This is a genomic window from Granulicatella adiacens ATCC 49175 (assembly GCF_025150565.1).
Taxonomy (GTDB): Bacteria; Bacillota; Bacilli; order Lactobacillales; family Aerococcaceae; genus Granulicatella; species Granulicatella adiacens.
Genome location: NZ_CP102283.1, coordinates 1,717,234 through 1,741,994 on the forward strand (window position 1 = coordinate 1,717,234; position 24,761 = coordinate 1,741,994).

Consider the following 24,761-nt stretch of genomic DNA (forward strand, 5'->3'; position numbering starts at 1 on the left):
TTTTTAATTATTTTTTAATGTTAGGGTGTGGTTCAATGAAAAAGAAATTCATAGATATTATCATTATCGGTTTTGCTCTGTTTGCCATCTTCTTTGGAGCCGGAAATTTAATTTTCCCACCTTATCTAGGAGTGTCTGCAGGAGAAAACTGGGGAACTGCTACTCTTGCATTTTTAATCAGTGACCCACTGCTATCCGTTGTTGCCGTAATGGTCGTGGCCACTCTTGGCGGTAGCGCACTAGCGGTCGGACGACGGATTCACCCTGTTTTTGCAGGCGTCTTGAATGCTATCTGCGTTCTCTTAATCGGGCCCATTTTTGCGGTTCCACGTACCGGAGCATCAACGCATGAGATTTTCGTACAATCGTATTTCCCAAATGCGCCTCAATGGATCACTTCCCTTGTCTTCTTCGGAATTGTCCTCTGGATTACATACAAGGAAAACTCCGTCATGGATGCCATCGGAAAATACTTAACACCGATTCTCTTACTTATTCTCTTCTGTATCTTTGTCGGAGCCGTCCTTCAACCAAATGCAACATTTGCCACAACAGACGGAAGTGGACTATTTGCACAAGGTTTTAAAGAAGGCTATCAAACCATGGACGTGCTCGGAGCTCCTCTCTTAGCCGGAGTCGTGATGAAAGATATTACGCGTCGTGGGTATTTAAATCGAAAAGAGCAATTCAGAATGATGTTCGGCGTCGGCATCGTAGCCTTCGTCCTACTTGCTGTCGTATATTCAACACTAGCATACAGCGGGGCCAGCATGAGCACAGTTATTGACTCAACTGCGCAACGTTCTGCTATTTTAACAACCATTGTTAAAACATTACTCGGATCATGGGGACAACTTGCGATGGGACTTGCGGTCTGCTTCGCCTGCCTCACAACTGCGATTGGACTAACAACCACTTGCGGGCAGTATTTCGAAGAAGTCTCTAAAGGAAGATTGCAATACAAGAAGATTATTCTTGTCACGGTAGCAGTGGAATTCATCATCTCGCTTGTCGGTGTGGATTCACTCATTAACCTCGCCGTGCCAATATTGACCTTCATCTTCCCAATCGTGATTGCACTCATCCTCTTCTCAGCGTTTGACCAATACATCCCATGCGACTGGACGTATCTTGGAGCGGTTGTCGGAGCTGGAATCGTTGGACTTGTACAAGGAATCAACACACTTTCACAACTACTAGGCGGGAACCTACTAGGAGATGCTGCCACTTGGATTGGAACTCTCCCACTAGCCACATACGGCCTTGAGTGGATTGTCCCAACCTTTATAGGCGCCATCCTCTTCACCATTGCATCCGCCATCTTAAAACCAAAACAACTTGAATTCGATTAAAAAACGGAGCCTCCCAGCTCCGTTTTTTGTTTCCCATCCGCCCCTCTCTAAAAAGGACGGTTTGTATATGGTTGCCATGTGATATAGGTAATCCCTGCTCCAAATGCAGATCCCCAAATCTGTAGGCACAAAAGAAGCAAAGAAAAAAATCCTACGGATCCAATAATGATTGTAGTACGGTTTAGTAACCGATGTGAATTACTGACTCTGGAAATTTATTTCCTAGAGTCAGTTTGAAGCTCGGTAGGCTGTAGACCATAGGCTACAGCCGGTACCCGACTTACAATCATTATTGATGAATCCGTAAGGATTTTTCTTTGCTTATATAATAGTTTCTAATCCACAGACTTGAGGGCTTCTAGCATATCGATGCGTTGGAGGAGATGGTTCACCATATACCCTAGCGCCACCAAGATGACAATCACAATCACACTTGGCAACACATATACAAACCATCCGACAGCGGGATTGAACATAACAAACCCCGGTGCCACCGTCTCAATAATCACCCGATGCAGCACTCGCCCGAACAACAATCCCACAACAATCCCAATCACCGATAATAAAATCGTTTCACGGTAAATATACATCGTCACTTCTTTGTTCAAGAAACCGAGTACCTTAATCGTTGAAAGCTCGCGAATCCGTTCGGCTACGTTGATATTTGTTAAGTTATACAAGATGACCACCGCGAGTAAAATCGACACAGCCGTTAAAATCATCATTACGCGACTTAACGAACCAACAATCGTATTGATACGACTCACCATGGACGTGTTTTGCACAACGGCTTTCACCCCGTCAAGAGCCATTAAGTCTGCTGCGGCTTTTTGTACGCTAGAAGCGTCTTTGTCTTTAAACTGTACGAAAATCGCGTTGTTTTGCGGCGCTACACCATAAAATTTGGCGTACACTTCTGGTGTCATGATGACGAAGTGGCCAGCGTACATTTCTACGATGCCTCCAACCGTTAACGTCACATCCTCACCGTCCTTATTTGGAAGCGTAAAGGTGTCGCCTGTTTTCACGTTCAAGAGTTTAGCTAATTTCTCGGAAATCAACACGCCACCCTCTGGAAGTGTCACAGCTTTCTTCGTCTTCGCATCATTCAAATGAAGATACGGAGAAAGGTTGGTTTCCTCCCCGACAAGCACTGTCACGGACTGCTCATCGTCCACACCTGGCACCTCACGTGTTACCGATTCGCTATAGACGTCGCTATAAGCAGTCACGTTTGAAGAGGTTAAATAGTTTTGTAATGCTGTTTGTTCGGAAACCGTCAACACGGACTCTTTTGACACAATCGCATCATAGGTAATCAATTCCTTGAACTGACGATCCGCAATCCCGTCTAGTGACCCGAGAATTCCGCGCCCTGCAAAGAGAAGCGCCACGCTCCCAGCTACCCCGAAAATCGTCATGAACATCCGTTGTTTATAACGGAAAATATTCCGCGCCGTTACCTTATGCGTGAAACTGAGACGATTCCAAATGAACGGAATGCGTTCGAGAAGAATCTTCGACCCAGCCACTGGAGCTTTCGGCAAGAGAAGCGCTGAAGCTTGCTCATGAAGTTCACGGCGGGCAATCCATAATGGAGGTACCACGCTACAGATGAGCGAGCAAATAATCGCAATTACGGCGATGAGTGGATGGAAATTCAACTGGATGCTTGGCAATACGGTATCCTTCATCAAGGTCGCACCTAAAGCACTTGGCAATGCATACGTCCCAAGTAAGATCCCTAGAATTGTTCCTGAGACCCCTGCCGTAAATCCATAGACAGCAAATTTCTTCATCACGTCTTTCGTTTCATACCCTAGCGCCTTCAACACTCCGGCGTTGATCCGTTCTTCGTTTACAAAACGCGTCATCGTCGTTACCGTTACAAGCGCCGCCACGGCATAAAGTACAATCGGGAAGAGGTTCCCCACCGACGTAATTCCTTCCGCCGTGGTTTTCATGTTGAAGAATCCTTCGCTTCCAAGCATCGTCGAACGTGTGTAGACAGAGTACTTCGGCTTCGTGAGTTTTGAAACGTCCACTTCCGCCTTTTCAAGTTCGGATTCAGCCTTCTCAATATCTTTATCGGCGGTTTCTTTCTTCTCGTTATAAGTTTCTTCGCTTTCTTTTAGCTGCGTTTTGGCATCTGAGAGTTTAGCTTCGCCGTCCGCTAACGTTTTCTTAGCTTCAGCTAGTTTCGCCTTGCCTTCTTCTAAAGTACCAGCGTTGGCTTCAAAAGTTGCTACTCCTTGGCGATATTGTTCTAGCCCATCGACGTACTGGCTGTAACTAGCGTAATACTTCGCTAAACCTTGTTGGTACGCTTCTTGCCCTGCGCGTAATTGTTGTTTCTTCGATGCAAATTCCGCTTCAGCATTTGAAATCGCTGTTTGGCCAGCTGTAAGTTCTTGTTCTTTTTGAGTAAGCACTTGTTCTTTGGCATGAAGTGTCGCTTCGGTTTGAGTAAGCTGGTTTTCAGCCTGTGTTAAAGCTGTCTCCATCGCTTGAAGACTCGCTTTGGTAATGCCTTTTGCCGCAGCCGCAGCCGGGTCGCTAGCTAGTAGTGCCTTCCCTTGTGCAAAGGCTGTCTTTTTAGCTTCGAGTTCTGTCTTCCCTGTTTCTAGTTGCGCTTTGGCCTGCGCTAATTGCGTCTTACCGGCTTCAAGCTGCTCTTTTCCACTGGCGAGTTCCTCTTTTTTCGCAGCAAGTTGCGCCTCCGCTTGGGTTAGTTTAGTACTTGCATCATCCAACTGAGTTTTCTTCTGGGCTAAAGTAGCCACGGCTTGTTCGATTTGCACACGGGCACTTTCGAGCTGCACACGGCTTGCTTCCAACTGATTCCACGCTGCGTTTAGCTTCGCGTCTCCTGATGCAATCGTTGCTTCGTTGTCAGCTACTTCTTTTTGACCGTTTGCAAGCGTCTTTTCGTTCTTTTCGATTTCACTCTTACCATCTGTCAATTTCTTCTCGGCGTCCGAGAGCTGCGTTTTGGCATCGGCAATTTTTTCTTTACCTTCTGAAATCTTATCGTCGGCCGTCGTCTTCAATGCGTCTAAGCGCGCCGCTCCATTGTCAGCCAACTTTTCTTCTAGCGCCTGTTGCAACTGCGCCACCTTATCTGCATACTCACGACTCGTTGTTTTCCATTTACGTAAATCCGGATAACGAAGTCTGGCAATCGTATACACTTCAGAATCGAAGGTGTCTTTTGGCACTACGGCAAACCCGCTAAGGTCCCCGCTCCCCGCACTCGACACGCCCTTAATCGTCTTCGAGAGAATCTCGCTGGAGTTCACAAACCCGGTAATCGTAAATTCATGCTCTTTTAGTAGAGTAGAACTTCCGGATTCATTCAAACGAATCGTGTCCCCAATCTTGTACTGATCCGCCATCGTTTGGGTAAGCGCCACTTCATTTGATTTCGTAGGGAACTCACCACTCACCAATTCGAACGTTGAAATATCTGTCGTCTGAGAGAACACACGTATCGCGTTCGGAGTATCGCCAATCACCGTATCGGCGAAATAACCAAACTCCACATCAGCGTTCTCTTGTTTGATCTCGGCTTGGTCTTCGCCACTTAACCCGTAGCCTGCCACCACGAATAAATCGGCAGCGTTGGACTGTTCCATATAGCTGTTCAAGGTGTCTTCAATATCCGGCCCCGATACTTTTAGGCCCACAAGAGCAAATGCCCCGAGCATCATGAGTAACATAATAGAAAGGAAGCGGCCCTTCGACTGGCGAAGTGAGTTCCTTATATCCTTATTTAATGTCTTCTTATTCAACGTCCTCCCCCCTTCTAATATTCAAGCGTTTGAATATCTTGTGGATTTGGATTGAGTTCCATTTTCTTCACGCGCGCGTCATGCATATAAATCACGCGGTCGGCAATCGGCGCAAGCGCAGAGTTATGCGTTACGATAATGACCGTTGCGCCTTGGTTACGCGACATATCTTGTAAAATTTGAAGCACTTGTTTTCCTGTATGGTAGTCGAGCGCTCCGGTTGGCTCGTCGCAAAGTAATAACTTTGGATTTTTGGCAACCGCACGTGCGATGGAAACGCGTTGTTGTTCCCCACCGGATAATTGCGACGGGAAATTATTCATGCGGTGTTCAAGCCCCACTGCCTTCAAGGCTTCCTCTGCATCTTGAGCGTCTTTTACGATTTCAGCCGCTAGTTCCACATTTTCCTTCGCCGTTAAGTTCGGCACTAGATTATAAAATTGGAAGACAAATCCAACATCGTCTCTTCTATAGTAAGTGAGTTGTTTTTCATCAAAAGTCGAAATGTCCACGCCGTCAATAAGGACTTGTCCTTCGTCGTTGGTGTCCATGCCACCTAAAATATTGAGAACCGTGGATTTCCCTGCACCGCTGGCCCCTAAAATCATTACTAATTCGCCTTTTTCAATTTCAAAATTCACATCATTATTCGCGATAATCTCTGTATCTCCGACATGATACCGTTTATAGCTATTCTTCATTTCGATATAAGCCATGTCTATCCCTCATTTCTATCAACGCAGTTAAATGAACACCGTGTTGATTATCCTTCATTCATACTTTATAATAGGCCTAGCGAAAAAACAATACACAATACTCAACAATGTGTTGATTTAAGAAAGAGTTTAAAAAATGACGATTCAAAAACGTAAAACCACAACGAAAAGTGATTTAAAAGTTGCGCTCACGAGACTCCTGAAACAAAAGGACTTCGAAGCGATTAGCGTGAGCGATATAGCAAAGGAAGCCGGAATCAACCGTGGAACCTTCTATCTGCATTATGTCGATAAATTTGATATGATCGACCAGCTGATTGACGAGATTTTACAAAACATTATTTTCTTATTAAATAAAGACCAGCCGAAAACGAAAGAAGAAGCATTTGCGCCCATCGTTAAAATCTTCGAGTATTTAAAAGAAGATTTCGACTTTATTCATGCCATCTCGCTCAACCGGTTTAACTATACTTCTCATCTAGTCCGAAATTTCTTACTGGAATTATCCAAACAAATCGGTCCGATTAAAGAGACCATCAAGACCGTCTATCCGCTACCGGAAGACTATGCCGCAGAAGTCTTTATTTATAGTAATAGCGCGATTTTCTTCCACTGGATTCAAAAAGGTGGCGTAGAAAGTCCCGAAGAAATCGCAAAAATCTTTTTTAGAATGTCAGTATAAAGGAGCAAACTCATGCAAAAAAATATTATGAAAGACCCCCTCTTCCTCAGCCAAAAATCCAGTGTTGCCGATCCGAAAGCCGATGCTCAGGTAGTCCGCGACTTACAAGATACGCTTCGCGCTAACCGCGACCGTTGTGTGGGGATGGCAGCGAATATGATTGGTGTGAAGAAGAACATTATTATTGTAGCGATTGGACCGATGGATTTGGTGATGCTGAATCCGCGTATTACGAAGAAGCAAGGCCCCTATGAAACAGAAGAAGGATGTCTAAGTCATACTGGAACGAAGAAAACGACGCGCTATCAAACGATTGAAGTAGCCTACACGGATCCAAGCGGCAAGAAGCATACGGGAACGTTCACCGACTTCACAGCGCAAGTCATCCAACATGAGATCGATCACTTAGAAGGTATACTCATATAAATACGATTACTCCAATCCTTGCGGATTGTTTCACCATAGCTGTAATGGGGCAACGGCTTGAGCCTTGTTCTCAAGCTCTACCAAGCTTCAAAGGGCGGGTAAAGGTTGTTCCTTAACCCGCCCTAATTCACATTGGTTGCTATCCCCCATTACTGCTACGATGAGTCCGCAAGATTTCCGTAATCGTATCTTACTGCGCTTCTAAATGGACGAAGAAGGAGACTTGTTCCGAGAAGGCGGGACGTCCTCCTTGCGACGCGAGGTGTGTCATCTTCTTCGTTTCATATAGTAAGAAAAAGAAAAAAAGAGAAAAGGCTTGACCCTTACGTAACGTTATAGCTTATACTTCAAATTGTTAGGAGTTGAAAATATGTATTTAATCAAACAGGTGAGCGAAATCAGTGGTGTATCGGTGCGCACTTTACATCACTATGACGAAATCGGCTTACTATCCCCTAAAAAACATGAGAATGGATACCGCTACTATAGTGAAGAGGAATTGTCCCTCCTTCAAACCATCCTATACTATAAGTATTTAGGATTTTCACTAAAAGACATCAAAAATCTCATGAAACAAGAAGAGGAAGATCTCTTGCCTCACTTGAAACATCAGTTGATTTTAATGCAAAAAGAAAAAGAACGTCTTCTAACATTAATCGACACTTTAGAAAAGACCATTGAGTCAAAAGAAAGGAAAATTACAATGACAACAGAAGAAAAATTCAAAGGCTTCACCTTTAAAGATAACGAAAAATATAAACAGGCCGCGACTGAAAAGTACGGTGAAACAGTGTTGAACGAGACTGCAGAAAAACAAAAAGGCAAGGAAGAAATCATAGCAGACGGCTTCAACAAGATCTGGTTCGCGTTTGCTGAAAATATCGAAAAAGGCCTTCCTGCAACAGACGCTGTGAACGTGGACTTAGCCAAACAACTCCACCAACACATGTGCGCCTATGCATTCGACTGCTCCATCGATGTCTTCTCAAGCATCGGATTTGGCTACGCTCAAAACGAAGAGTTCAGAACGAACCTCGATAAATACGGCAAAGGTCTAGGCCAATACGCTTGCGACGCGATTCAAGCCTATGTCGCACAGGAGAAGAAATAAAAAGATTCGTTCCCTAAGCATATTATAATCCATAATTATAAGCAGTCATTGACTGCTTATTTTAATATCATTAAACTTCTTATTCTCGTATTTTTTTTAATTCATTATGCTATAATATCAATTGAAAGCAACAAACGTTTTTACAAACATAATTTTACTTTTAGCAGTTTAAGGAAGATGATAAATGAGTTATCACGTAAAATTTAACGACATTACCTCCATGCATGGCCAAACAAATCAAACCATCCAACAATGGGGCGAGTCAATAACAAACCTAAGCAAAGCGGTTGAAGGATTTGCGGGGAACAGTAGTCTTCAAGGGAAGGCAATGACGAGTGCGCAAACTTATATGAGAGAAGTTCATGGAACACTTCTTCAAACTTTTCTCCAACTAATGAATGACTATTCAACGAGTTTGTTACTGTATAAAGATGGCTATTATCAAATCGATACGCATAACCATGCCGAATTACCAGAGAATGTCTATAAGGGGCTTCATTCAGACCTAGGAAAGTCTAAGCAGCGATTCGAACACCAGTCGGAGCAGTTAACAGCTGCCAAACTCAGAGTTGCAGGATTAGTGAATTACCAAGGAACTAGTCATACAAAAACGAAATTCACATATGAGAAGCTGATGAAAGATATCCAGCATCTAGACGAATCCATTACGCAATATGAAGAGATGCATGCTCGACAAGACTTGCAGGCGTTTAAGGAATTACTAGATGCAACGAAAAGCTTGATAGCGGAACATTCGAGTAGAAATCGGAGTCTTGAAAGTTATCAATCGGGAGCCTTTGGAAAACTACCCTCTGTACAACGGTTTATGGTAGCTTATGAACAAGTGACAGCCCAACTAAATGATCGTATGGGCATTATTCAAGCAGCTCTCGAACGTGATCAAGTGCGCATGGAGGCACTTCATGCCGAAGAACGAACCAAGCAAGGGCTCATGAATCTTGTGTTTGGTGTCTTGACGGTTGTTGCTGGTGCTAGTGCTCTAGTAATGTCGGGTGGGACTATGTTACCGATTGTAACCTCAGCTTTTAAGGTTGGAGCAATGGCTTTGTCCATGTATGGGGCTTCAAATTCTATCGAAGCTGGACAGAATATTTATTATGGATTGTCTGGCGACGGAAAATCCTTTGCGGTAAATCCGATTCGAGATACACTTTTCTTAGGAAACGGCGAGTTATACCACAGTTTGGGGCAAATTTTCAGTCTTACAACAGGGGTGTTCATACCGATTGCCCAGACGCAAAGTATTGCCCAAGGAATCTCGCAGTTCTTCTGGGGAACAGTCGGAGCTTTAGCAACTGGTCAAGCAGCCTACCATGGTACAAAGCTTCTTGGTGGAAATGAAGAAACCGCACAGTTGATGAACTTATTAGGGAACTTCGTGGGTGGATATAAATTTTCTAAAATTGCTGAGAATTTCAGCTTAAATACGATTCGAGTGCCAAAAGTTGAATCAGCACCTGAAATAAAAAATCGAGTATTGGAGAATATAGAAGCTAGTAAGGCGGCGAGAGAAAGTTCGAAGTTTGATAATTATTTACGACAAGAATATGCTCAACAAGGAAAATATTTTCCAGAGCGCATAATTATGCCAAATGGTAAAAAAGCTTATCTTTCAGCAGATTATTTTGAAGGTAAACAAATTCCGGTTCGATCAAGATCTTTTGTGGATGCACAGGGTAAAATCAAATGGCCACCAAAAGGAACAGATGGCTTTGTTGTAGATAGTGTTGGAAACCCCATTACAGAGCGGGCTAATTTAAAAGCTGGACAAGTGATTGACCGTTTTGGATCAAATGGTGGGCGTTTCGCCAGTCCAGTTGATAACGAAGAAAAATTACCGTTTAATACACGAGGTTTGCCTTATCCTGAAGATCATCAAGTCTACCATCAGTATGAAATTGTGAGAGATTTAACTAAGGAGAATATTTTACAAGCATTTAAAGAAGCCCCAGACATTGTAAAAGAGAAAATCAGGATATCTCTTGAATATTATGGCCTTGACATAGAGGATTTGGCGAATATTCGTAAAGGAAAAATTGCCAAAGTATTTGGTCAGGGAGGGGGAACCCAGATTCAATTTGCTTCATCTCTTAGTTTGTATGAAGATTTAGGTTTAGTGAAGGAGATTAAGTAATTATGTCAGAAATTAACATGTTGAATTTAGTAGCCGACTTAGATAAAACTATACATGAACATGGATACGAGAATCTATATTATGTACTATTTGATGAGGACAGTAATTTGCCTTGGGCTATTCACCTGTATTATAAAAATAATAAATTTATAGTTAATAGTCGAGATGATCGTTCCTATATTATTGGGAAATCATGGGAATTTGAGAACTATGAGGAGGCAAAACATTTTTTTATCAAAAAAATGGAAACCTTTGTCCAGTTAAATAGACTTGAAATTCAAACTGGACACCCTCCGTATTATCCATCCCCCCTCTGGGATGATGTCACAGAATAATAAATAACTCCCCCTTTTTATGATAGAAAAAATGAAGCAAGAGTTTACTAATGTTTTATTGGTAAACTCTTGCTTTAAATAGAATTCTCTTCAAATCCAACAGAATGTTCACAATATCAATTATCCCATCATGCACCGAAACATTCATCCAGATTGGCAAGGCAAAAAAAGAATGAAGACACCGCACAGTTGATGAACTTATTAGGAAACTTTGTAGGTGGGTATTCAGCATCTAAAGCAGTTGAGAAGTTTAGTTTGAACGGGAAGACTGTGCCAAAAGTTGACTCAGCACTTGAAATAAAAAATTAAGTATTGGAAAATATAAAAGTAAATAAGGCAGCAAGGGAAAGTTCAGGGTTTAAACGGTATGTAGAGAAGGAAAAATCTATACTTGATAGTTGGAATCAAAATACTTCTAAATCCAAAATGTACAATATGGATGACATAGCTAAACTCCAACACACAGAGAACTTTACTGAGAAGTCTTTAATTCACATTTTTGAAGGTGATATAAATAGGAAAGGACGAGCAGGAGGTTATCACTATGATATGATAGAGGGTACTTCTGGCAGTATCATAGAAGGTACTAAAGGTCCCGTTTTAAATGATGCTGGGATTTATGAAGCGAAAGTTGAGGTGAATGGAATGCCTAAAAAAGCAAATGTAAAGAAATCAACCTTCTTCCCTGACCATATGAGCCCGCAGGAGGTTGTGGATGCCATTAATGAGGCATATGAAACAAGGGAATTTGACACTAATTCAAGGAACAAGTATGAAGGTATAAGTAAGAATGGAATGAAAATTACGATGTATTTAGACTCTGATGAAAAAATTATTTCAGCTTTTCCTAACAGTAAATAGAAAGGTATAGGACGTAACAAATGTTAAAAAGACAATATGGAATATTTAAATATCCCAACGGTGATATTAGATTATCAATAAAATTCTTGGATGAAAAATATCAAACTTTAGGCGAGTTTTTTATCACTGAGGTTCATAATTTTTATCTGGATGTTCGAGAAGCTTTGGAGAGTGTAATTTCTGGGAATATGGAAGAGTATGCTTTTGATGGTAATATGTTGGGAATCGAAATTGGGAAAGAAATAACAGAAGTTTACTTTCAATTTGAGGAAGAAATATTAGGTGCACCATGTTTTATTTCAACTGATGAACTGTATAAACTAGTCATTGAGTGGAAAGAAATGAAAGATAAAATGTACAGAGGGGAAGATATTTTTCCGCTGATGATAGAGGATTAAGATGTATTAGAAGGCATCATAAAATAACAAGCAAAAGAGGAGTAAGACTGAAGTGCACCCTGTCAAGTAGACAGGAAAATAATTAAATTGTATGACGAGTTCATAAGAACTCGTCTTTTTGTTTATGCAGGGATTTTTAACCCCATTGATAAAGTAATTCTTTTCTCATTATAGAAGTGGATATACTCTTCAACTTTCTTGAAAAGAGATTCATAGTTTTTGAAATGATATAAACGATATACTTCTTCCTTTAATGTTCCCCAGAACGATTCAATTGGGCCGTTATCGATACATCTGCCAGGACGGGACATGCTGTGTGTTATCTGACCTTTTTCTATAAAGTGCTTAAAGAAATGAGAAGTGTATTGAAATCCTCGATCACTATGAATCATTGTTTTTGTTGGGATTATCTTTCTCTTTATTTGATCAAAAGTGTCTTTAACAATTTGATTATTATTTTGTTTAGATATTTGATATGCAACTATTTTCTTTGTGCCATAGTCTAAAACTGCACTTAAATAAGCTTTTTCTCCCTTTCCATACTTTAATTCAGTAATATCCGTTAATAGTAGAGCCATTGGCTCGTATTCTTTCTTAAATTCTCTATTTAAAATATTAGCTGCGGTGTATTCTTCAGAGTTGGATTTATAACGATAACGTTTTTTTCGTATAATTGCCTTTAATCCCATTAGTTTCATAAGACGCTGAATACATTTATGATTCACTTTTGCATTTCTATAATAGTTTAAATAGATTGTGATACGACGATATCCATATATACCTTGAACAGATTCATATACTTCGTGTATTAATTCCATTAAACGACATAGTCGTTTTTCAGATTCCGAAGGGACACGATTTAACCATTTATAATAGCCAGCTCTACTGACTTTTAACACTTTACATAATTGAGTAATATGAAATCCTCTTTTACTTAATTTTTTAATCGTTTGATATTCCGCTTCAAATCTCGTCTGGCAAACATCAGCTCGCTTTCCACTTCTTGTAATTTTTTTAGTGCGGCATTTTCTGTTTCTAAATATTCGTTTCGTGCCTTTAATATAGCCATTTCTGCACGAATACGCTCAGTTTCTGTCTGTATATTATCTGGTTTTCGTTTTCCTCGACTGTCTATTAATCCATCAGGGCCATATTTTTGATATTTTTTTACCCATTGATACACCAAGTTGTAAGAGATGTTATATTTCTGTGCGGTTTGTTTATAGTTTAATTGATTTCGAATACAGTCTTTGACGATAAGGATTCTTTCTTCGTGCGATGTTTTTCTATATTTCATAGTGTATACCTCTGGCTTAGGATAGTAGGCCTTCGTGGCCTCACCATTAGTATACTTAATAATCCAATTTCGTACAGTTGTAATAGAAGGAATTTTATATTTTCTTGTGATTGCCGTTAAATAGGTTTTCGATTCTAAAAACTCTTTAACCACCTTTTCTTTAAATTCATTTGTATAAGTGTTAAACCCATCTCGATCTTCTAATGCAGAAGCTCCATATGCTTTATAGTTCAAAAAATGCATATTAAATGTTCCAGGTGAAATCCTTAAACCATATTCACTACGCAACTCACGAAAAGGCACACCATCTAAATACAATTCTATGAATCGTTCTAATTCTTTTGCAGTATGTTTCTTAGCCAATCTAAAAAATACCCCCTCTAAAGTAGTTTACTTTTTTAGTGTCTACTTTAGAGGGAGCATATCAGACTGCTGTCCTACTCCTCTATTTTTATCTTACAAATACTAATTTTTCTGGCGTTGATAGTTCCGCGTCAAACGCAAATCCGTCTTCTCTAAAAGCCTCCAACTGCTTGACGTCGGTTACTTGTTCACGCAGGGCAAAACCAACCAATAACCCACGTCCTTTTTTAGAAGTCGTGGAGTGTTGTTTTAACTTCCCCTCTTTACGCTCGTAAAATTCCACGTCTATCCAGTTGTAACGCGAGCGGTAGAGGTTCGTGCTGAATTCATCACTAGCACAGTTCACCACCGTTTCGCCTTCTTCAAACAGCTCAGCCCACTCCGCTTTCCAGTAAGCCTTCAAGCTCTTCCCGTCCACGCGCAATGGTCGTAACATATCCAAACGGTACGGCTTTATATAAGCATCTGGCGCCACAGCCCCATACAAGGCAGACAAAATACGTACATGATCACTTCCATAGCCTAATCCCTCGTTCCATCCGTCTACTTGCTTCAACCAGCGAAACGCCAGTCCATTGTAAAGTTCAATGGCAGGAGCAGCCTCTGCCACCTTCCAACCTTCGATAAAGGCTTTATTTTCTTCAAGCAACTTCCCTTTCACCCCAAGCACACGGGTAAGGTCTTCTTCAGGCACTGCGCTCACAGCCTCCACTACTTTCCTAGCTGCCGGGCTCACTTCCCAGTCACACGCCTCTAATGCGTCACTATTCATTTCCTTTGCAGGCGATAGTATGAATTTCATCTTGGTCCTCCCTTCGTTCATGTCCTCCTTAGTGTACCGTACTCCCCCTGTTTTGACAAAACACAAGGAGCGATTTATACTGATTACTATCAAGCTTAAAGGAGAATTGTATGCCTCAACCTTTGACACTTCTGATTAATTCCATCGCCTCATTTTACTTATTACCATTTTTAAGCGTTGGGATTTATGCTATTTGGTCCAAAAAATATTCACTCGCAAACTTCTTACTTTTCTTTGGAGGTATTAACGCCCTCCATTCCATCCGTCTCATCTATCAAAAATCAGTTACTGGATATATCATATGGTTTGTAGCATGGGCGCTGATTCTTTACGCGTCTTACTGGAATAACCAGCATGAAAAGCCCTATAAAACAGAAAACGCCATGCTGGATTTTCTCGTCCGTATTGTGAACGGAAATCCGTTTCCTGACAAAATCGAAGACCCAAACAAACTTCGTGCCATCATTGCACTCGTACTCACAATTTTAATGATTATCGCCTAACAGGGAGGACCTCATATGGACTTTGTATTCATCTTATTTTTTATTCTTAGTTTCTTTATCGTTACATTTGCTCTCTTACATCTACTTGCAGCTGGTGCCGCTCTTCTAAAAGGAGACAAAACAACAGGAAACATCCTCATTTTTGTAGGAGCTCTAATCGCACTTCCTGCAATTCCGTTACTAGCAATAGTTCCCAGAATTTCATTTGTTACATGGATTGTTGGGGCAACGCTTTGCTGCGTGGGAGCCTATATGAACGGAAAAGAAAAAGGCAATAACAACACCATGCACCACGTCATCCGCATCACCATTGCAATCCTTCTCACGATTGGGTTGGCGCTTGTTTAATCAACATCAAAAATAGCGTACGGAAAATTCCGTACGCTATTTCTATCTACCACACCATCAGAATTGTCCCTGTTGCAATGAGCGCACAACCGATGAGTGATTTCACCGTAAATGTATCGTGCAAAAAAATAAACGCTAAAACCAAAGTGAAAATAATGCTCAGTTTATCCACCGCAGCCACTTCAGTCGCCTTTCCTAGTTGGAGCGCTCGGTAATAGCACAACCATGACGCCCCTGTCGCAATCCCGGATAAAATGAGAAACACCCAACTTTTCTTACTAATTTGTGCTAGTCCTGACTGATTGTTCGTGATAAACACCATCAACCACGACATCACAACGACCACAACCGTTCGCACTGCCGTTGCCAAATTTGAATTCACTCCATCAATCCCTATTTTGGCAAATATCGACGTCAACGCCGCAAACACAGCTGATAACAACGCAAATACAATCCACATTTGAAAGACCCCTTTATTTACATCTTTCTACTATTATACCTAATTTAGAGTAAGAATGATTTATAAAGCAATTTAAAATCTGAAAATAGATTCGTTAAGTTTCACTTTTTCTTTAGAATATATTTTTCTTTAAAAAGTTAGTGCTATAATTAGAATTTAGGAGGGATACTATGAGAGCACATACTGTTATTTTAGGAGCGGGAGCCACTATTGCCGCAATTCCAAAAGGTGATAAAAACGGCAAAAAATCTTCTGTAATGAATGGATTAATAAAAAAATTAAATTTAGAAGAGCTTCTTGCCAACATTGAGTTGCAAACCAAAAGTGATAACTTAGAGGATATTTATTCAGAACTATATGAAAGAGAAGACTGCACAAAAATTGTTAAAGAACTCGAAGATAGACTGTACAGTTATTTTTCATCTTTAGAATTACCTGACGAAATAAACCTTTACGATTTTTTAATACTAAGTTTAACTAAAAAGGATTGTATAGCCACATTTAATTGGGATCCTTTATTAATTCAAGCCTACGTTCGTTGCTCACAGATTACTCGTAATTTACCATTAATTCTTTGTTTGCATGGAAACGTTGCAGTTGGATATTGTAATGATCATATTGAATTTGGAACATTAGACTGTACCTGTCCAAAATGTTTTAAAAGATTAGCGCCTACTAAATTATTATACCCAGTAAAACATAAAAATTACTCTTCTGATAAATACATTAATTTTTGTTGGGAAGCATTACATTACTATATTGATCAATCATATATGCTCACAATCTTTGGATATAGCGCTCCTAAAACTGATGCAGAAGCGATTAAGCTAATGAAAAAAGCCTGGGGAAACATTGACAAAAGACCGCTTGAAGAGGTTTCAGTAATTGATATTATAGATGAAGAATCTATGCTAAATACGTGGAAAGACTTCATTCATACTCATCATTATAGATACTCAAATTCATTTTTCGATTCCTATTTAGCAAAATTTCCAAGAAGAACTTGCGAGACAATCTTCGCTACATTTTGTTTAAATCTATTTTCGGATGGTAGCAACGGATTTAAAGAAAATTTCGATTGGGAACAAACAAAAGATTTTTTATCAGATCTTCTAATCGAAGAAAGGAATAATGACGGAACTTCAAATCTCAGCTCACGATACTTAGTAAAATCCTTATAAAAAACTCGGATGGTCCGGTGGTCGACGAAGCAAATTTTAATCATTGAAAACCGAAACCTCTCGTTTTTTGTAAATTTACATTGAATAGATTGATAAGTTCTAAACGAATTTATTTCTTTGGATTCTGCGTTAAACCGATTTGGTGGATAACGAAAAGAATCAGTTGATTGAAAGAATAGTGGGACTACACATTAAAACGAATAAGGCGGAGTTAGGAATTCATTCCTTACTCCGTCTTTGAGGCTTTAAAGGTGAGAGACCTAGACTCGAACCGGTGCCCCACTATAACTCTTTCAATCATCAAACTGATTCTGAACTCGTTTATCCACCAATGCACTCATTTCTTCCAATCCAAAGAAATAAAGCAACGCTTTATCCTCTATAATTCATCAATCGATTCAATGTAAACTAAGCACACACAAAATTTTTGCACACAAAAAGCCGAGAGGTTTCTCGGCTTTTCTGAATGATTATTTGTTTGCTAATAAGTCGCGGATTTCTTTTAAATAATCTTCCGCAGTTGGTGCAGCTGGTGCAGCTTCTTCAGCAGGTTTGTTACCTTTTGCTAATTCAGAAGCTTTATTCATTCCTTTAACGATTAAGAATAATACCGCTCCAACGATTACAAAGTTGATGATTGCAGCGATGAACGCTCCAATACCGATTTGAGCAGAACCTAATTTAAATGAAACTGCTGCGATATCGCCAGTGTTAGCCACCATTGCGATGATTGGTGAGATAATGTCTTTTACTAATGAATCAACGATTGCTTTAAAAGCACCACCAATAATAACGGCTACAGCTAATTCAACGATATTCCCACGCATTAAAAACTCTTTGAACTCTTTTAACATTCGTTTTTCCTCCTTTTATAAAAAGTTACATAATTACTCTTAATAGAATACTAAATTTTGATTCAAAAAACAAATAAAATTATGTTATGTTTCTATGTTTTTCTTATATAATTTTTTGGAGGATAATTTTCAACGTCAAAATCAACGGTCTCTTTTGCGGATAACCGCGCTAATAATTCGCCAATCCACACTCCACTCGTCAAACCAGAAGAACCCAATCCACTCGCCACAAAGGCATTCGAAGTTTCCGGAACTTTCCCAAAAAATGGTAGAAAATCGGAAGTATACGCGCGTGTTCCTACACGAACCCCACTTCGTTTCGCGGCTTTTAACGCTGGCAAACTTGCACAGGCTTCTTCATACATGCCGTCTAACAAGGCTTCATCTGGCGTCAAATCGAATCCTTTCGTATTCTCATGCGTCGCCCCAACTAAAATCTTGCCACCTGGAAACGGTAGGATATCAATCTCCCCATGAAGCATGCACACCGGCCATTTTGAGGTATCTTCACTCGTTTCTAGTTCCAATTCGATCAATTGCCCTTTTTGCGGACGCACATCCACATAGTAGTCGAGTCCTTCTAATAATTCCTTGACCCAAGCGCCACTGGAGAGAATTACGGCATCAAAAGAATGAACCTCTTCACCGGCTACCACTCGAATGTCTTCGCCTTCTTTGGATAAAGAAACTTTTTGACGCTTCACGGTAGCTCCGTTTTTTACGGCTTGCTCTAGAAGGAGGGCTACAAGTTTTTCTCCATCCACACGACCGCCACCGCTACAATACAAAGCCCCATCTGGATTCGCCCATCCTGGGATCACCTTTGCGACGTCTTCTCTAGATAGCGCCTCTACTTCCCCGATCATCGGCGCATCCACTCGGCGTTCAATCGCCATTTCTTCCACTTTTTTGAGTTGTTTTTCAGTATGTTTGAAAATATACGCCCCAACTTGTTCATACGGCAAATATGTGACTCCATCCGCACGTAATTGTTCCATTAAAAGGGGATAATACGCTGCCCCATGCGACACGAGTTGGTACCAGTCTTTATTACGGCGTTGGGATAACCACGGACAAATAATCCCCGCTGCGGCCTTGGTGGCTTGACCGACGCCCGCATCAAAAACGGTCACGGCGATTCCTTTTTTACTGAGTTGGTAGGCCGCCGTTGCCCCTACAATCCCAGCTCCTACGATTGCTACTGATTTAGTCATCTTGTTCACTCCTAGCTGAACTGTCTCATTTCAAATTGCCCTTGTTCTTCAAACCACTCTGCTACTTGCAAGAGCAGTGCCTCTTGCCCACGAGCTGCCATGAACTGCACGCCGATTGGTAGGCCTTTATCACTAAGATACACCGGTAAGCTAATCGCAGGCGCACCTGTAATATTCGATAATTGCGTAAATGGCGTCAAGGCCAAGGTACGATCAAACATCCGCCAAATCACACTTTGTTGCTCAGGGACGCTGAGTTCTTCGATCTGGTTGAGCGCCTGACGAACCGATTCCTCCATCGGAAATTGCGTTTGAAGAGGCGCCACATCACTGACGGTCGGCGTTAAAATCAGGTCAAACTCCTCATGCACCTTCTCCATCGCATGCGCGTAAGTATCCCATTTGGCAAGAGCCACACTGTAATCTTTGGCAAGAATGTGCTGCCCGGATTGATAAATGCCCCATGTCATCAGTTCCATATCGTCCTTAGTCAGCGCTCGTCCAAGACTGGCTTCCAAGCCTTGCATCATCGCTGCGGTCTCGACACTATTCATTAAATAGTAATTCTTCATCACTTCCACACCGTCGACAGGCCAGCCGATGGGTTCCACTTCACAGCCGATGTCTTCAAGGAAATGAACCGCCTTACGTAGCGCGGCTTTAGCTTCTGGAGCAACCACGCTCTCAATTGGGGATTTCTCAATGACGCCCACTCGAAGCGGACGCTCTAAACGGACTTCCCACTCGCGAATCAGTGGCGCTAAAAACGGACTATCCTTCTGCTCAACTTGTAAGGCGCGCAACAGTTCACGCGTGTCGCGCACACTCTTCGTCATCGCAAAATTCACCGAAGCCCCTTGCCAGCCACGATAGCTACCAGGACCGACAGGAATTCGACCCCGACTCGGCTTCAAGCCTAATAGTCCTGAGAAACTTGCGGGAATACGAATTGAACCGCCGCCATCACTGGCTGCTGCAATCTGCACCATGCCGCTTGCAACGGCTGCCGCTGCACCACCGCTAGACCCACCAGCATTGCGTTTCAGGTCATAGGGATTATTCACCGGCCCCCAGAGCTTAGCTTCCGTCATATTTTTAAACCCAAACTCGGGAGTATTCGTCCGCCCCACGATAATAAACCCGGCCTCTTCCAGACGCTTCACAAAGTTGTCGGTGCGTTTCATTGGGATGTCCTTTAACAGTTTACTTCCGCAACTGGATGGTTCCCCCGCTTGATTTTGCCCGAGGTCTTTCAATAGAAGCGGCACGCCTCCAAACGGCAAGCCCTCAAACGAGCGCGTCTTCGCTTCTTCTAGCGCCCGCTCTGCTTGGATGTGAACAACCGCATTCAACTCGGGATTGAATGCATGGATTTTTTCTAAACTTTCTTGTACTAATTCAACCGGAGAGACTTCCTGATTCCTTACAGCCTCTCGCATCTCAATGGCGTCTTTCCACATAGTTCCACGTCCTCTCTACAGCTTCATTGTACAAGGAAAAAGAAAGAGGGTAAAGGGGCAGTTCGTAAAGATTCTCTTTACTTTTCATTCTAATTCCTAGCAAAAAAGCGGTATTTCTACCGCTCTAACTTCTAAAGCTTCATCCTAATACTTCATAAGGATTGTTGTGAAAGGGAGTGGTACTGCACTCCCTCTTCATTAAAGTTCTCTGGATGCAACCATTTTTCGAACCGTTCCTTTCGCTTAGGCCACTCTTGATCAATCATCGAATACCAATCTGTATCTCTAGTTCGCCCTTTATAAACGACGGCTTGTCTAAATCGCCCTTCATAGGTAAATCCTAGACGTTTTGCGGCACGCTTCGAAGGTTCATTGAGCGCATCACATTTCCATTCATAACGGCGATAGCCCATCTCTTCAAATACATACCGTGCCATTAAATATTGCGCCTCTGTCGCAATTCTGGTTCGCTGTAACTCGGGTAAATAAGTCACCGAACCGATTTCGACCACTCGGTTTGCTGTATCCAGGCGCATTAACGCGAAGGTTCCCAGCGCCTTTTGGGTATTTTTATCCAAAATTACATAATAAAATTTGGAGGAATCTCGTAATAAACGCTCAAAAAGCTCGTCCCATTCGGCTTTATTGGCAACCGAACTTCCCGCTAAATACGTCCACATGTGCGCAGGAGTATCTGGCCCATAGACAGCATATAAAGCTTCTTTATGCGACTCGTTCAGCTTCTCCAAGCGCGTATATCTTCCTTCAATGCTCGCCGCCGTTGGAAGTACCCCTGGAGTAAACCCAGGAACAGCTTCCCCAATCACTTGTCCAAATTCATTTGTCTTCATATCCTCTTCTACCTTCTATCTGTCAGTCTCATCACTTCTTAAAGTACCTTATTATACCACTTCTTTGTAAAAATGAGGACTTCCTACTCTACTCTTCCTCTGCTGTCTCCACTAAATAGAGCTCCTGGAGGTCGCTGATAGACAGCCACCTTGCTTCTGCCTGCGACTCCACGTAGACGGCTTCGCCGCTCAATTCCACAGGCACACCGACCACCATTTCATGCCCTTCCTTCTTCTTCACGCGAAAACACGCCAGTTGCCGGTGAACATAGAGTTGAGTCAGCAGCGTCCATTTTTCCTCTTTCGTGAGGCGACTCGTGTAATGCTCCATCCGCTTCTCCTTGGCGATTTCACTCGTATGTTCCGACAAGAAGAAGCCTTGCCACTTCGCCATGCCACGGTCTGTATATTCTCTGGTTGCTTTATACGGTAAATACATACGCATATTCATGTCAATCCATCTAACCCTCCTGCCGAATGCCCTCCGACGAGCTGACTGCGCGCCTTCACGCGGGACGATTCCAATAGAGAGTTCGCCTTCAAGAGCGAGGTGAAGCCGAATTCGTCGCGAATCGTATCGACGGCCTTTTGCAATTTTTCTTCCTTTTCGACCTGCTCGTAATCGTCGAATAATGAAAATACCGTAATCGCCTCATCTACGAGCCCTTGATAGGAAATCCCTACTCGACGCACCGCACCACTCGTATATTTCTGGCGAAACAAGTCCAATACCACTTCCGTCAGAGGCTTCGTTTGATTCGTGGGGTCGATTTTTCGTTGCGCCTGAATCGATTTTTTCTCCTCCGTTCTAGAGTACCCCACATGAATCGATACACAAGTCGTCTTCTTGCGGACCCTGCGCAGGCGAACGGCCACTTGCTCGGCCATTTCTCTTAAAATCAACTCGATATCGCCCTTGCGACGGTAATCTTTCGGCAAAATTTGCGAGTTCCCGATACCGTGTGATTTCACCTTGTAGGGATGATGGACATTGCTCTCATCGATGCCATTCGCGTGAAACCACAGCTCCACGCCCATAATCCCCAGATGCTTCTTCAATAGATCCGCATCCGCATGCGCCAATTCCTTAATCGTGTAAATCTTCAGCTGGTTCAGCCGCTTTTCCATACGACTGCCAATTCCCCAGAAATCCGTCATCTTCTCGATTCCCCAGACCTTCGTTTCCACGTCCTCGTACGACCAGTTGGCGCGCATATTCTTCGCACTCTTAGCCTCATTATCCAGCGCGAGTTTAGCAAGGAGAGGATTCGCATTAGACATCCCTACCGTTGAATAGAGCCCTGTCTCCTTCCAAATCGCCCGCTGAATTTGCGCGGACAAGAGGTCTAATTTTTCCTTTCTAGAAAGCGTCGGATCCGGGAAGAAATAATTCAAAGAAGTCGTCAAATCGACAAAGCCTTCATCGATGGAATACGGATAAATCTCACTCGTCGTGGCAAAATTTTGCAAAATACGCTGAATCTGCATATTAATCCGGATATACTCGGACATCCTTGGTGGGACAATGACGGTCGCCCTCGCCCACGCCTCGATGAAACGCACGAAGGCCGCATCCGTGGGGAGCCCTTGACGCTCGGCCTTATAATAGGAAAAGCGACGCGTATGAATATCAAACGGCAAGTCGTAGGTTCGACCGACATTTTTGCGCCCAAAGACTTTCTTGAAGACGGGAGAAGACGCCAAAATGAGCCCCTTGCAATTATCCGCGCGACTCATCACACACAACGACGCCTTGAGCGGATGCAGTCCTCTGGCGATGCACTCGACGCTGGCATAGAACGACTTCATATCGATAAACGCAATGTCGCTTCTTGGTTCCAAACTGTAGTTAATCAGACTCATCGAACACGCCTCCCTTCTTGCGATGTTTCGGTTTTAAAACGACTAATTTTTCACGTAGCCCCTAGAAACCTCTCTATAGCAACGTTTCTAAGGGGCTTGTTGTTGAATTTTTTCTCTTTTAGTGCCGAATCTGTTTGAACTACCTTAGTTATAACACGAACATATGTTCTCTTTCAAGCGAAATTCCTTCTCACTTTTCAAAAAATGAAGTCCCCCAAAAAGGAAATTTTTACAAGAAACGTTCTTGAATTTCCCCAAGCGTGCGAGTATAATTTCCCTTATGAAAAAGACCGCTATTAACTTAACAGACGGACCGATTTTGCGGTCCATTATTACATTTGCAATTCCAATTGTTATTTCAAATATATTCCAGCAACTCTATAACACTGCCGATATTATGATTGTAGGGAGGTTCCTTGGGCAGGATGCGCTGGCAGCTGTTGGGGCGACCGCAGCCATCTTTGAACTGATTGTCGGATTCGCACTCGGCGTCGGCAACGGGATGGGCGTCATCATCGCGCGCTACTACGGCGCCAATAACCATCGCCTCTTAAAACGCGCCGTCTCAGCCACCATCGTCATCGGGGCTGTCCTCAGTCTCTTAGTGGCAACCATCGGATTCTTCGGAATGTATCCACTGCTCGAGTTTCTTGGAACACCCGCTAGTATTATCGACCAGTCCTACGAGTACATCTCCATTATCGTGCTCGGAATCGCGGTGACATTTGCGTATAATTTATGCGCCGGGTTGCTGCGTGCTGTAGGGGATAGTCAAGCAGCCCTTTACTTCTTGATTTTCTCAGCGGTGGCGAATATCTTCCTCGATATTTTACTCATTACAACGTTCAACATGGGCGTTGCAGCAGCGGCCATTGCGACGATTATTGCTCAGGGCATATCGGCCGTTCTCTGCTTTATCTATATCAAAAAACGCGCCAGCTTCCTTATCCCGGCCAAAAGTGATTTTGTCCGCGACGACGAACTATATTTAGACCTCCTCAGCCAAGGCTTAGCCATGGGACTCATGTCATCCATCGTCTCACTAGGATCCGTGATGCTACAGACTTCCATCAACGCCCTTGGACCGGTCATCATCAGTGCACAAACTTCTGCCAGACGGATTTTTGCGTTCTCGACCTTGCCATTTGCGGCGATTGCGGCAGCAATGACGACCTTCACTTCGCAAAACTTCGGTGCCAACAAAGTGCACCGGATTGCCAAAGGGATTCGTCAAGGCAGTCTGCTGGCGTTTGGATGGGCGATTCTGGTCTGCATTATTTTATTCTTTGCGAGTCCATTCCTAAACGAACTCGTCTCTGGATCGAGCGACCCGCTTCTACTGGATAATGCCGCGCTGTATAACCGCATCGGATCACTCTTCTATGTACCGTTAGCGCTCCTTTTGATTTTACGAAATAGTTTGCAAGGGCTTGGGCAAAAGGTGACGCCGCTTGTGTCGAGTTTTATCGAGCTGGCAGGGAAGGTGCTTTTCGTGGTGTTTGTGATTCCGCAGGCGGGGTATCTTGGGGTGATTTTTGCAGAGCCGATCATTTGGTGCCTGATGGCCATCTATCTTTCCTACGCCTTCTTGCGTCATCCGCTCATTAAAGAAGTAAGGCATGAAATATTTTGATTGAAAAGAGACAAAATAAAATCCTCGGTGTCTTCATAGTGTTGGACGCCAAGGGCTTCTGTTGACCTTTCGGATATCTTCATAGTAAAGGAAATAACTGTACCG

The 24,761-nt window shown here is 42.6% G+C and carries 24 protein-coding genes; 12 read left to right on the forward strand and 12 right to left on the reverse strand.

Annotated elements, in window-relative coordinates; genetic code table 11:
* Nucleotides 1-35 precede the first annotated feature (35 nt).
* Entirely contained in the window at nt 36-1,352 is a 1,317-nt protein-coding gene (gene brnQ / locus NQ540_RS08455) for a branched-chain amino acid transport system II carrier protein (RefSeq protein WP_005606215.1), read from the forward strand.
* A gap of 335 nt (nt 1,353-1,687) precedes the next feature.
* Here brnQ and NQ540_RS08460 read toward each other — a convergent pair whose 3' ends face one another.
* The gene (locus tag NQ540_RS08460) at nt 1,688-5,143 is read right to left on the reverse strand and encodes an FtsX-like permease family protein (RefSeq protein ID WP_039848955.1); all 3,456 of its coding nucleotides are present in this window, start codon (nt 5,141-5,143) and stop codon (nt 1,688-1,690) included.
* A gap of 14 nt (nt 5,144-5,157) precedes the next feature.
* Entirely contained in the window at nt 5,158-5,859 is a 702-nt protein-coding gene (locus NQ540_RS08465) for an ABC transporter ATP-binding protein (protein WP_005606217.1), read from the reverse strand.
* 136 nt (nt 5,860-5,995) lie between these two features.
* Here NQ540_RS08465 and NQ540_RS08470 point away from each other — a divergent pair, with 136 nt between their 5' ends.
* The 7 genes from NQ540_RS08470 to NQ540_RS08500 all read left to right on the forward strand — a co-directional run bounded on the left by NQ540_RS08470 (nt 5,996) and on the right by NQ540_RS08500 (nt 11,827).
* Entirely contained in the window at nt 5,996-6,541 is a 546-nt protein-coding gene (locus NQ540_RS08470; RefSeq protein WP_005606218.1) for a TetR/AcrR family transcriptional regulator, read from the forward strand.
* Nucleotides 6,542-6,553: 12 nt separating this feature from the next.
* On the forward strand, nt 6,554-6,967 hold the full coding sequence (locus NQ540_RS08475) for a peptide deformylase (RefSeq protein ID WP_005606220.1): 414 nt from the start codon (nt 6,554-6,556) through the stop codon (nt 6,965-6,967).
* A gap of 370 nt (nt 6,968-7,337) precedes the next feature.
* The gene (locus NQ540_RS08480) at nt 7,338-8,078 is read left to right on the forward strand and encodes a MerR family transcriptional regulator (protein WP_005606222.1); all 741 of its coding nucleotides are present in this window, start codon (nt 7,338-7,340) and stop codon (nt 8,076-8,078) included.
* 184 nt (nt 8,079-8,262) lie between these two features.
* Nucleotides 8,263-10,233 carry a T7SS effector LXG polymorphic toxin gene (locus NQ540_RS08485; protein WP_050755095.1) on the forward strand — a complete coding sequence of 657 codons (1,971 nt, stop codon included), beginning with the start codon at nt 8,263-8,265 and terminating at the stop codon, nt 10,231-10,233.
* Nucleotides 10,234-10,235: 2 nt separating this feature from the next.
* Nucleotides 10,236-10,568 carry an Imm59 family immunity protein gene (locus tag NQ540_RS08490; RefSeq protein ID WP_005606224.1) on the forward strand — a complete coding sequence of 111 codons (333 nt, stop codon included), beginning with the start codon at nt 10,236-10,238 and terminating at the stop codon, nt 10,566-10,568.
* Nucleotides 10,569-10,880: 312 nt separating this feature from the next.
* On the forward strand, nt 10,881-11,429 hold the full coding sequence (locus NQ540_RS08495; RefSeq protein ID WP_005606226.1) for an EndoU domain-containing protein: 549 nt from the start codon (nt 10,881-10,883) through the stop codon (nt 11,427-11,429).
* Between the two features lie 20 nt (nt 11,430-11,449).
* Nucleotides 11,450-11,827, forward strand: a complete 378-nt coding sequence (locus NQ540_RS08500; RefSeq protein WP_005606227.1) for a hypothetical protein — start codon at nt 11,450-11,452, stop codon at nt 11,825-11,827.
* Nucleotides 11,828-11,949: 122 nt separating this feature from the next.
* On the opposite strand, the gene NQ540_RS08505 is transcribed toward NQ540_RS08500, so the two are convergent.
* The 3 genes from NQ540_RS08505 to NQ540_RS08515 all read right to left on the reverse strand — a co-directional run bounded on the left by NQ540_RS08505 (nt 11,950) and on the right by NQ540_RS08515 (nt 14,289).
* On the reverse strand, nt 11,950-12,870 hold the full coding sequence (locus NQ540_RS08505; RefSeq protein ID WP_324602849.1) for an IS3 family transposase: 921 nt from the start codon (nt 12,868-12,870) through the stop codon (nt 11,950-11,952).
* Nucleotides 12,762-13,487 (reverse strand): helix-turn-helix domain-containing protein, encoded by a 726-nt coding sequence (locus NQ540_RS08510; protein WP_005608237.1) that lies wholly within the window; start codon nt 13,485-13,487, stop codon nt 12,762-12,764. Before NQ540_RS08510 ends, NQ540_RS08505 begins: the two co-directional genes overlap by 109 nt.
* Nucleotides 13,488-13,575: 88 nt before the next feature.
* Nucleotides 13,576-14,289, reverse strand: coding sequence for a YaaA family protein (locus NQ540_RS08515; RefSeq protein ID WP_039848957.1), 714 nt, complete (start codon nt 14,287-14,289; stop codon nt 13,576-13,578).
* Between the two features lie 110 nt (nt 14,290-14,399).
* Between NQ540_RS08515 and NQ540_RS08520 the strand changes: the two genes are divergently transcribed.
* Nucleotides 14,400-14,792 carry a hypothetical protein gene (locus NQ540_RS08520; RefSeq protein ID WP_005606229.1) on the forward strand — a complete coding sequence of 131 codons (393 nt, stop codon included), beginning with the start codon at nt 14,400-14,402 and terminating at the stop codon, nt 14,790-14,792.
* Nucleotides 14,793-14,807: 15 nt separating this feature from the next.
* Nucleotides 14,808-15,140 (forward strand): hypothetical protein, encoded by a 333-nt coding sequence (locus tag NQ540_RS08525; RefSeq protein WP_005606231.1) that lies wholly within the window; start codon nt 14,808-14,810, stop codon nt 15,138-15,140.
* Nucleotides 15,141-15,186: 46 nt separating this feature from the next.
* Here the strand turns inward: NQ540_RS08525 and NQ540_RS08530 are convergent, their stop codons facing one another.
* Nucleotides 15,187-15,600 (reverse strand): EamA family transporter, encoded by a 414-nt coding sequence (locus NQ540_RS08530; RefSeq protein ID WP_005606233.1) that lies wholly within the window; start codon nt 15,598-15,600, stop codon nt 15,187-15,189.
* Nucleotides 15,601-15,770: 170 nt separating this feature from the next.
* Here NQ540_RS08530 and NQ540_RS08535 point away from each other — a divergent pair, with 170 nt between their 5' ends.
* Complete coding sequence (locus tag NQ540_RS08535) at nt 15,771-16,781, forward strand: hypothetical protein (RefSeq protein WP_005606235.1); 1,011 nt, start codon at nt 15,771-15,773, stop codon at nt 16,779-16,781.
* A gap of 470 nt (nt 16,782-17,251) precedes the next feature.
* Here the strand turns inward: NQ540_RS08535 and mscL are convergent, their stop codons facing one another.
* From mscL to NQ540_RS08565, 6 genes are all read right to left on the reverse strand, one after another.
* A complete protein-coding gene (mscL, locus tag NQ540_RS08540) occupies nt 17,252-17,635 on the reverse strand; it encodes a large conductance mechanosensitive channel protein MscL (protein WP_005606237.1) in 384 nt (127 codons plus the stop codon).
* Between the two features lie 92 nt (nt 17,636-17,727).
* Nucleotides 17,728-18,849: an NAD(P)/FAD-dependent oxidoreductase gene (locus tag NQ540_RS08545; protein WP_005606238.1), complete on the reverse strand. Its 1,122-nt coding sequence runs from the start codon at nt 18,847-18,849 to the stop codon at nt 17,728-17,730.
* Between the two features lie 11 nt (nt 18,850-18,860).
* On the reverse strand, nt 18,861-20,309 hold the full coding sequence (locus NQ540_RS08550) for an amidase (RefSeq protein WP_005606240.1): 1,449 nt from the start codon (nt 20,307-20,309) through the stop codon (nt 18,861-18,863).
* A gap of 152 nt (nt 20,310-20,461) precedes the next feature.
* Entirely contained in the window at nt 20,462-21,160 is a 699-nt protein-coding gene (locus tag NQ540_RS08555; protein WP_005606242.1) for a GNAT family N-acetyltransferase, read from the reverse strand.
* Nucleotides 21,161-21,248: 88 nt separating this feature from the next.
* Complete coding sequence (locus NQ540_RS08560; RefSeq protein WP_156780437.1) at nt 21,249-21,605, reverse strand: hypothetical protein; 357 nt, start codon at nt 21,603-21,605, stop codon at nt 21,249-21,251.
* 2 nt (nt 21,606-21,607) lie between these two features.
* On the reverse strand, nt 21,608-23,023 hold the full coding sequence (locus NQ540_RS08565; RefSeq protein ID WP_039848959.1) for a Y-family DNA polymerase: 1,416 nt from the start codon (nt 23,021-23,023) through the stop codon (nt 21,608-21,610).
* Nucleotides 23,024-23,303: 280 nt separating this feature from the next.
* On the opposite strand from NQ540_RS08565, the gene NQ540_RS08570 reads away from it, so the two are divergent.
* Nucleotides 23,304-24,656: an MATE family efflux transporter gene (locus NQ540_RS08570; RefSeq protein ID WP_005606248.1), complete on the forward strand. Its 1,353-nt coding sequence runs from the start codon at nt 23,304-23,306 to the stop codon at nt 24,654-24,656.
* The last annotated feature ends 105 nt before the right edge of the window (nt 24,657-24,761 follow it).

Bases quoted from the DNA above. Each gene is read 5' to 3' on its own strand.
- NQ540_RS08535 (WP_005606235.1), top strand. From the start codon at position 15,771: ATGAGAGCACATACTGTTATTTTAGGAGCGGGAGCCACTATTGCCGCA.
- NQ540_RS08500 (WP_005606227.1), top strand. From the start codon at position 11,450: ATGTTAAAAAGACAATATGGAATATTTAAATATCCCAACGGTGATATT.
- NQ540_RS08545 (WP_005606238.1), bottom strand. From the start codon at position 18,849: ATGACTAAATCAGTAGCAATCGTAGGAGCTGGGATTGTAGGGGCAACG.
- NQ540_RS08520 (WP_005606229.1), top strand. From the start codon at position 14,400: ATGCCTCAACCTTTGACACTTCTGATTAATTCCATCGCCTCATTTTAC.
- NQ540_RS08470 (WP_005606218.1), top strand. From the start codon at position 5,996: ATGACGATTCAAAAACGTAAAACCACAACGAAAAGTGATTTAAAAGTT.
- brnQ (WP_005606215.1), top strand. From the start codon at position 36: ATGAAAAAGAAATTCATAGATATTATCATTATCGGTTTTGCTCTGTTT.
- NQ540_RS08490 (WP_005606224.1), top strand. From the start codon at position 10,236: ATGTCAGAAATTAACATGTTGAATTTAGTAGCCGACTTAGATAAAACT.
- NQ540_RS08525 (WP_005606231.1), top strand. From the start codon at position 14,808: ATGGACTTTGTATTCATCTTATTTTTTATTCTTAGTTTCTTTATCGTT.
- NQ540_RS08570 (WP_005606248.1), top strand. From the start codon at position 23,304: ATGAAAAAGACCGCTATTAACTTAACAGACGGACCGATTTTGCGGTCC.
- NQ540_RS08475 (WP_005606220.1), top strand. From the start codon at position 6,554: ATGCAAAAAAATATTATGAAAGACCCCCTCTTCCTCAGCCAAAAATCC.
- NQ540_RS08515 (WP_039848957.1), bottom strand. From the start codon at position 14,289: ATGAAATTCATACTATCGCCTGCAAAGGAAATGAATAGTGACGCATTA.
- NQ540_RS08465 (WP_005606217.1), bottom strand. From the start codon at position 5,859: ATGGCTTATATCGAAATGAAGAATAGCTATAAACGGTATCATGTCGGA.
- NQ540_RS08555 (WP_005606242.1), bottom strand. From the start codon at position 21,160: ATGAAGACAAATGAATTTGGACAAGTGATTGGGGAAGCTGTTCCTGGG.
- NQ540_RS08550 (WP_005606240.1), bottom strand. From the start codon at position 20,309: ATGTGGAAAGACGCCATTGAGATGCGAGAGGCTGTAAGGAATCAGGAA.
- NQ540_RS08480 (WP_005606222.1), top strand. From the start codon at position 7,338: ATGTATTTAATCAAACAGGTGAGCGAAATCAGTGGTGTATCGGTGCGC.
- NQ540_RS08530 (WP_005606233.1), bottom strand. From the start codon at position 15,600: ATGTGGATTGTATTTGCGTTGTTATCAGCTGTGTTTGCGGCGTTGACG.
- NQ540_RS08485 (WP_050755095.1), top strand. From the start codon at position 8,263: ATGAGTTATCACGTAAAATTTAACGACATTACCTCCATGCATGGCCAA.
- mscL (WP_005606237.1), bottom strand. From the start codon at position 17,635: ATGTTAAAAGAGTTCAAAGAGTTTTTAATGCGTGGGAATATCGTTGAA.
- NQ540_RS08565 (WP_039848959.1), bottom strand. From the start codon at position 23,023: ATGAGTCTGATTAACTACAGTTTGGAACCAAGAAGCGACATTGCGTTT.
- NQ540_RS08560 (WP_156780437.1), bottom strand. From the start codon at position 21,605: ATGCGTATGTATTTACCGTATAAAGCAACCAGAGAATATACAGACCGT.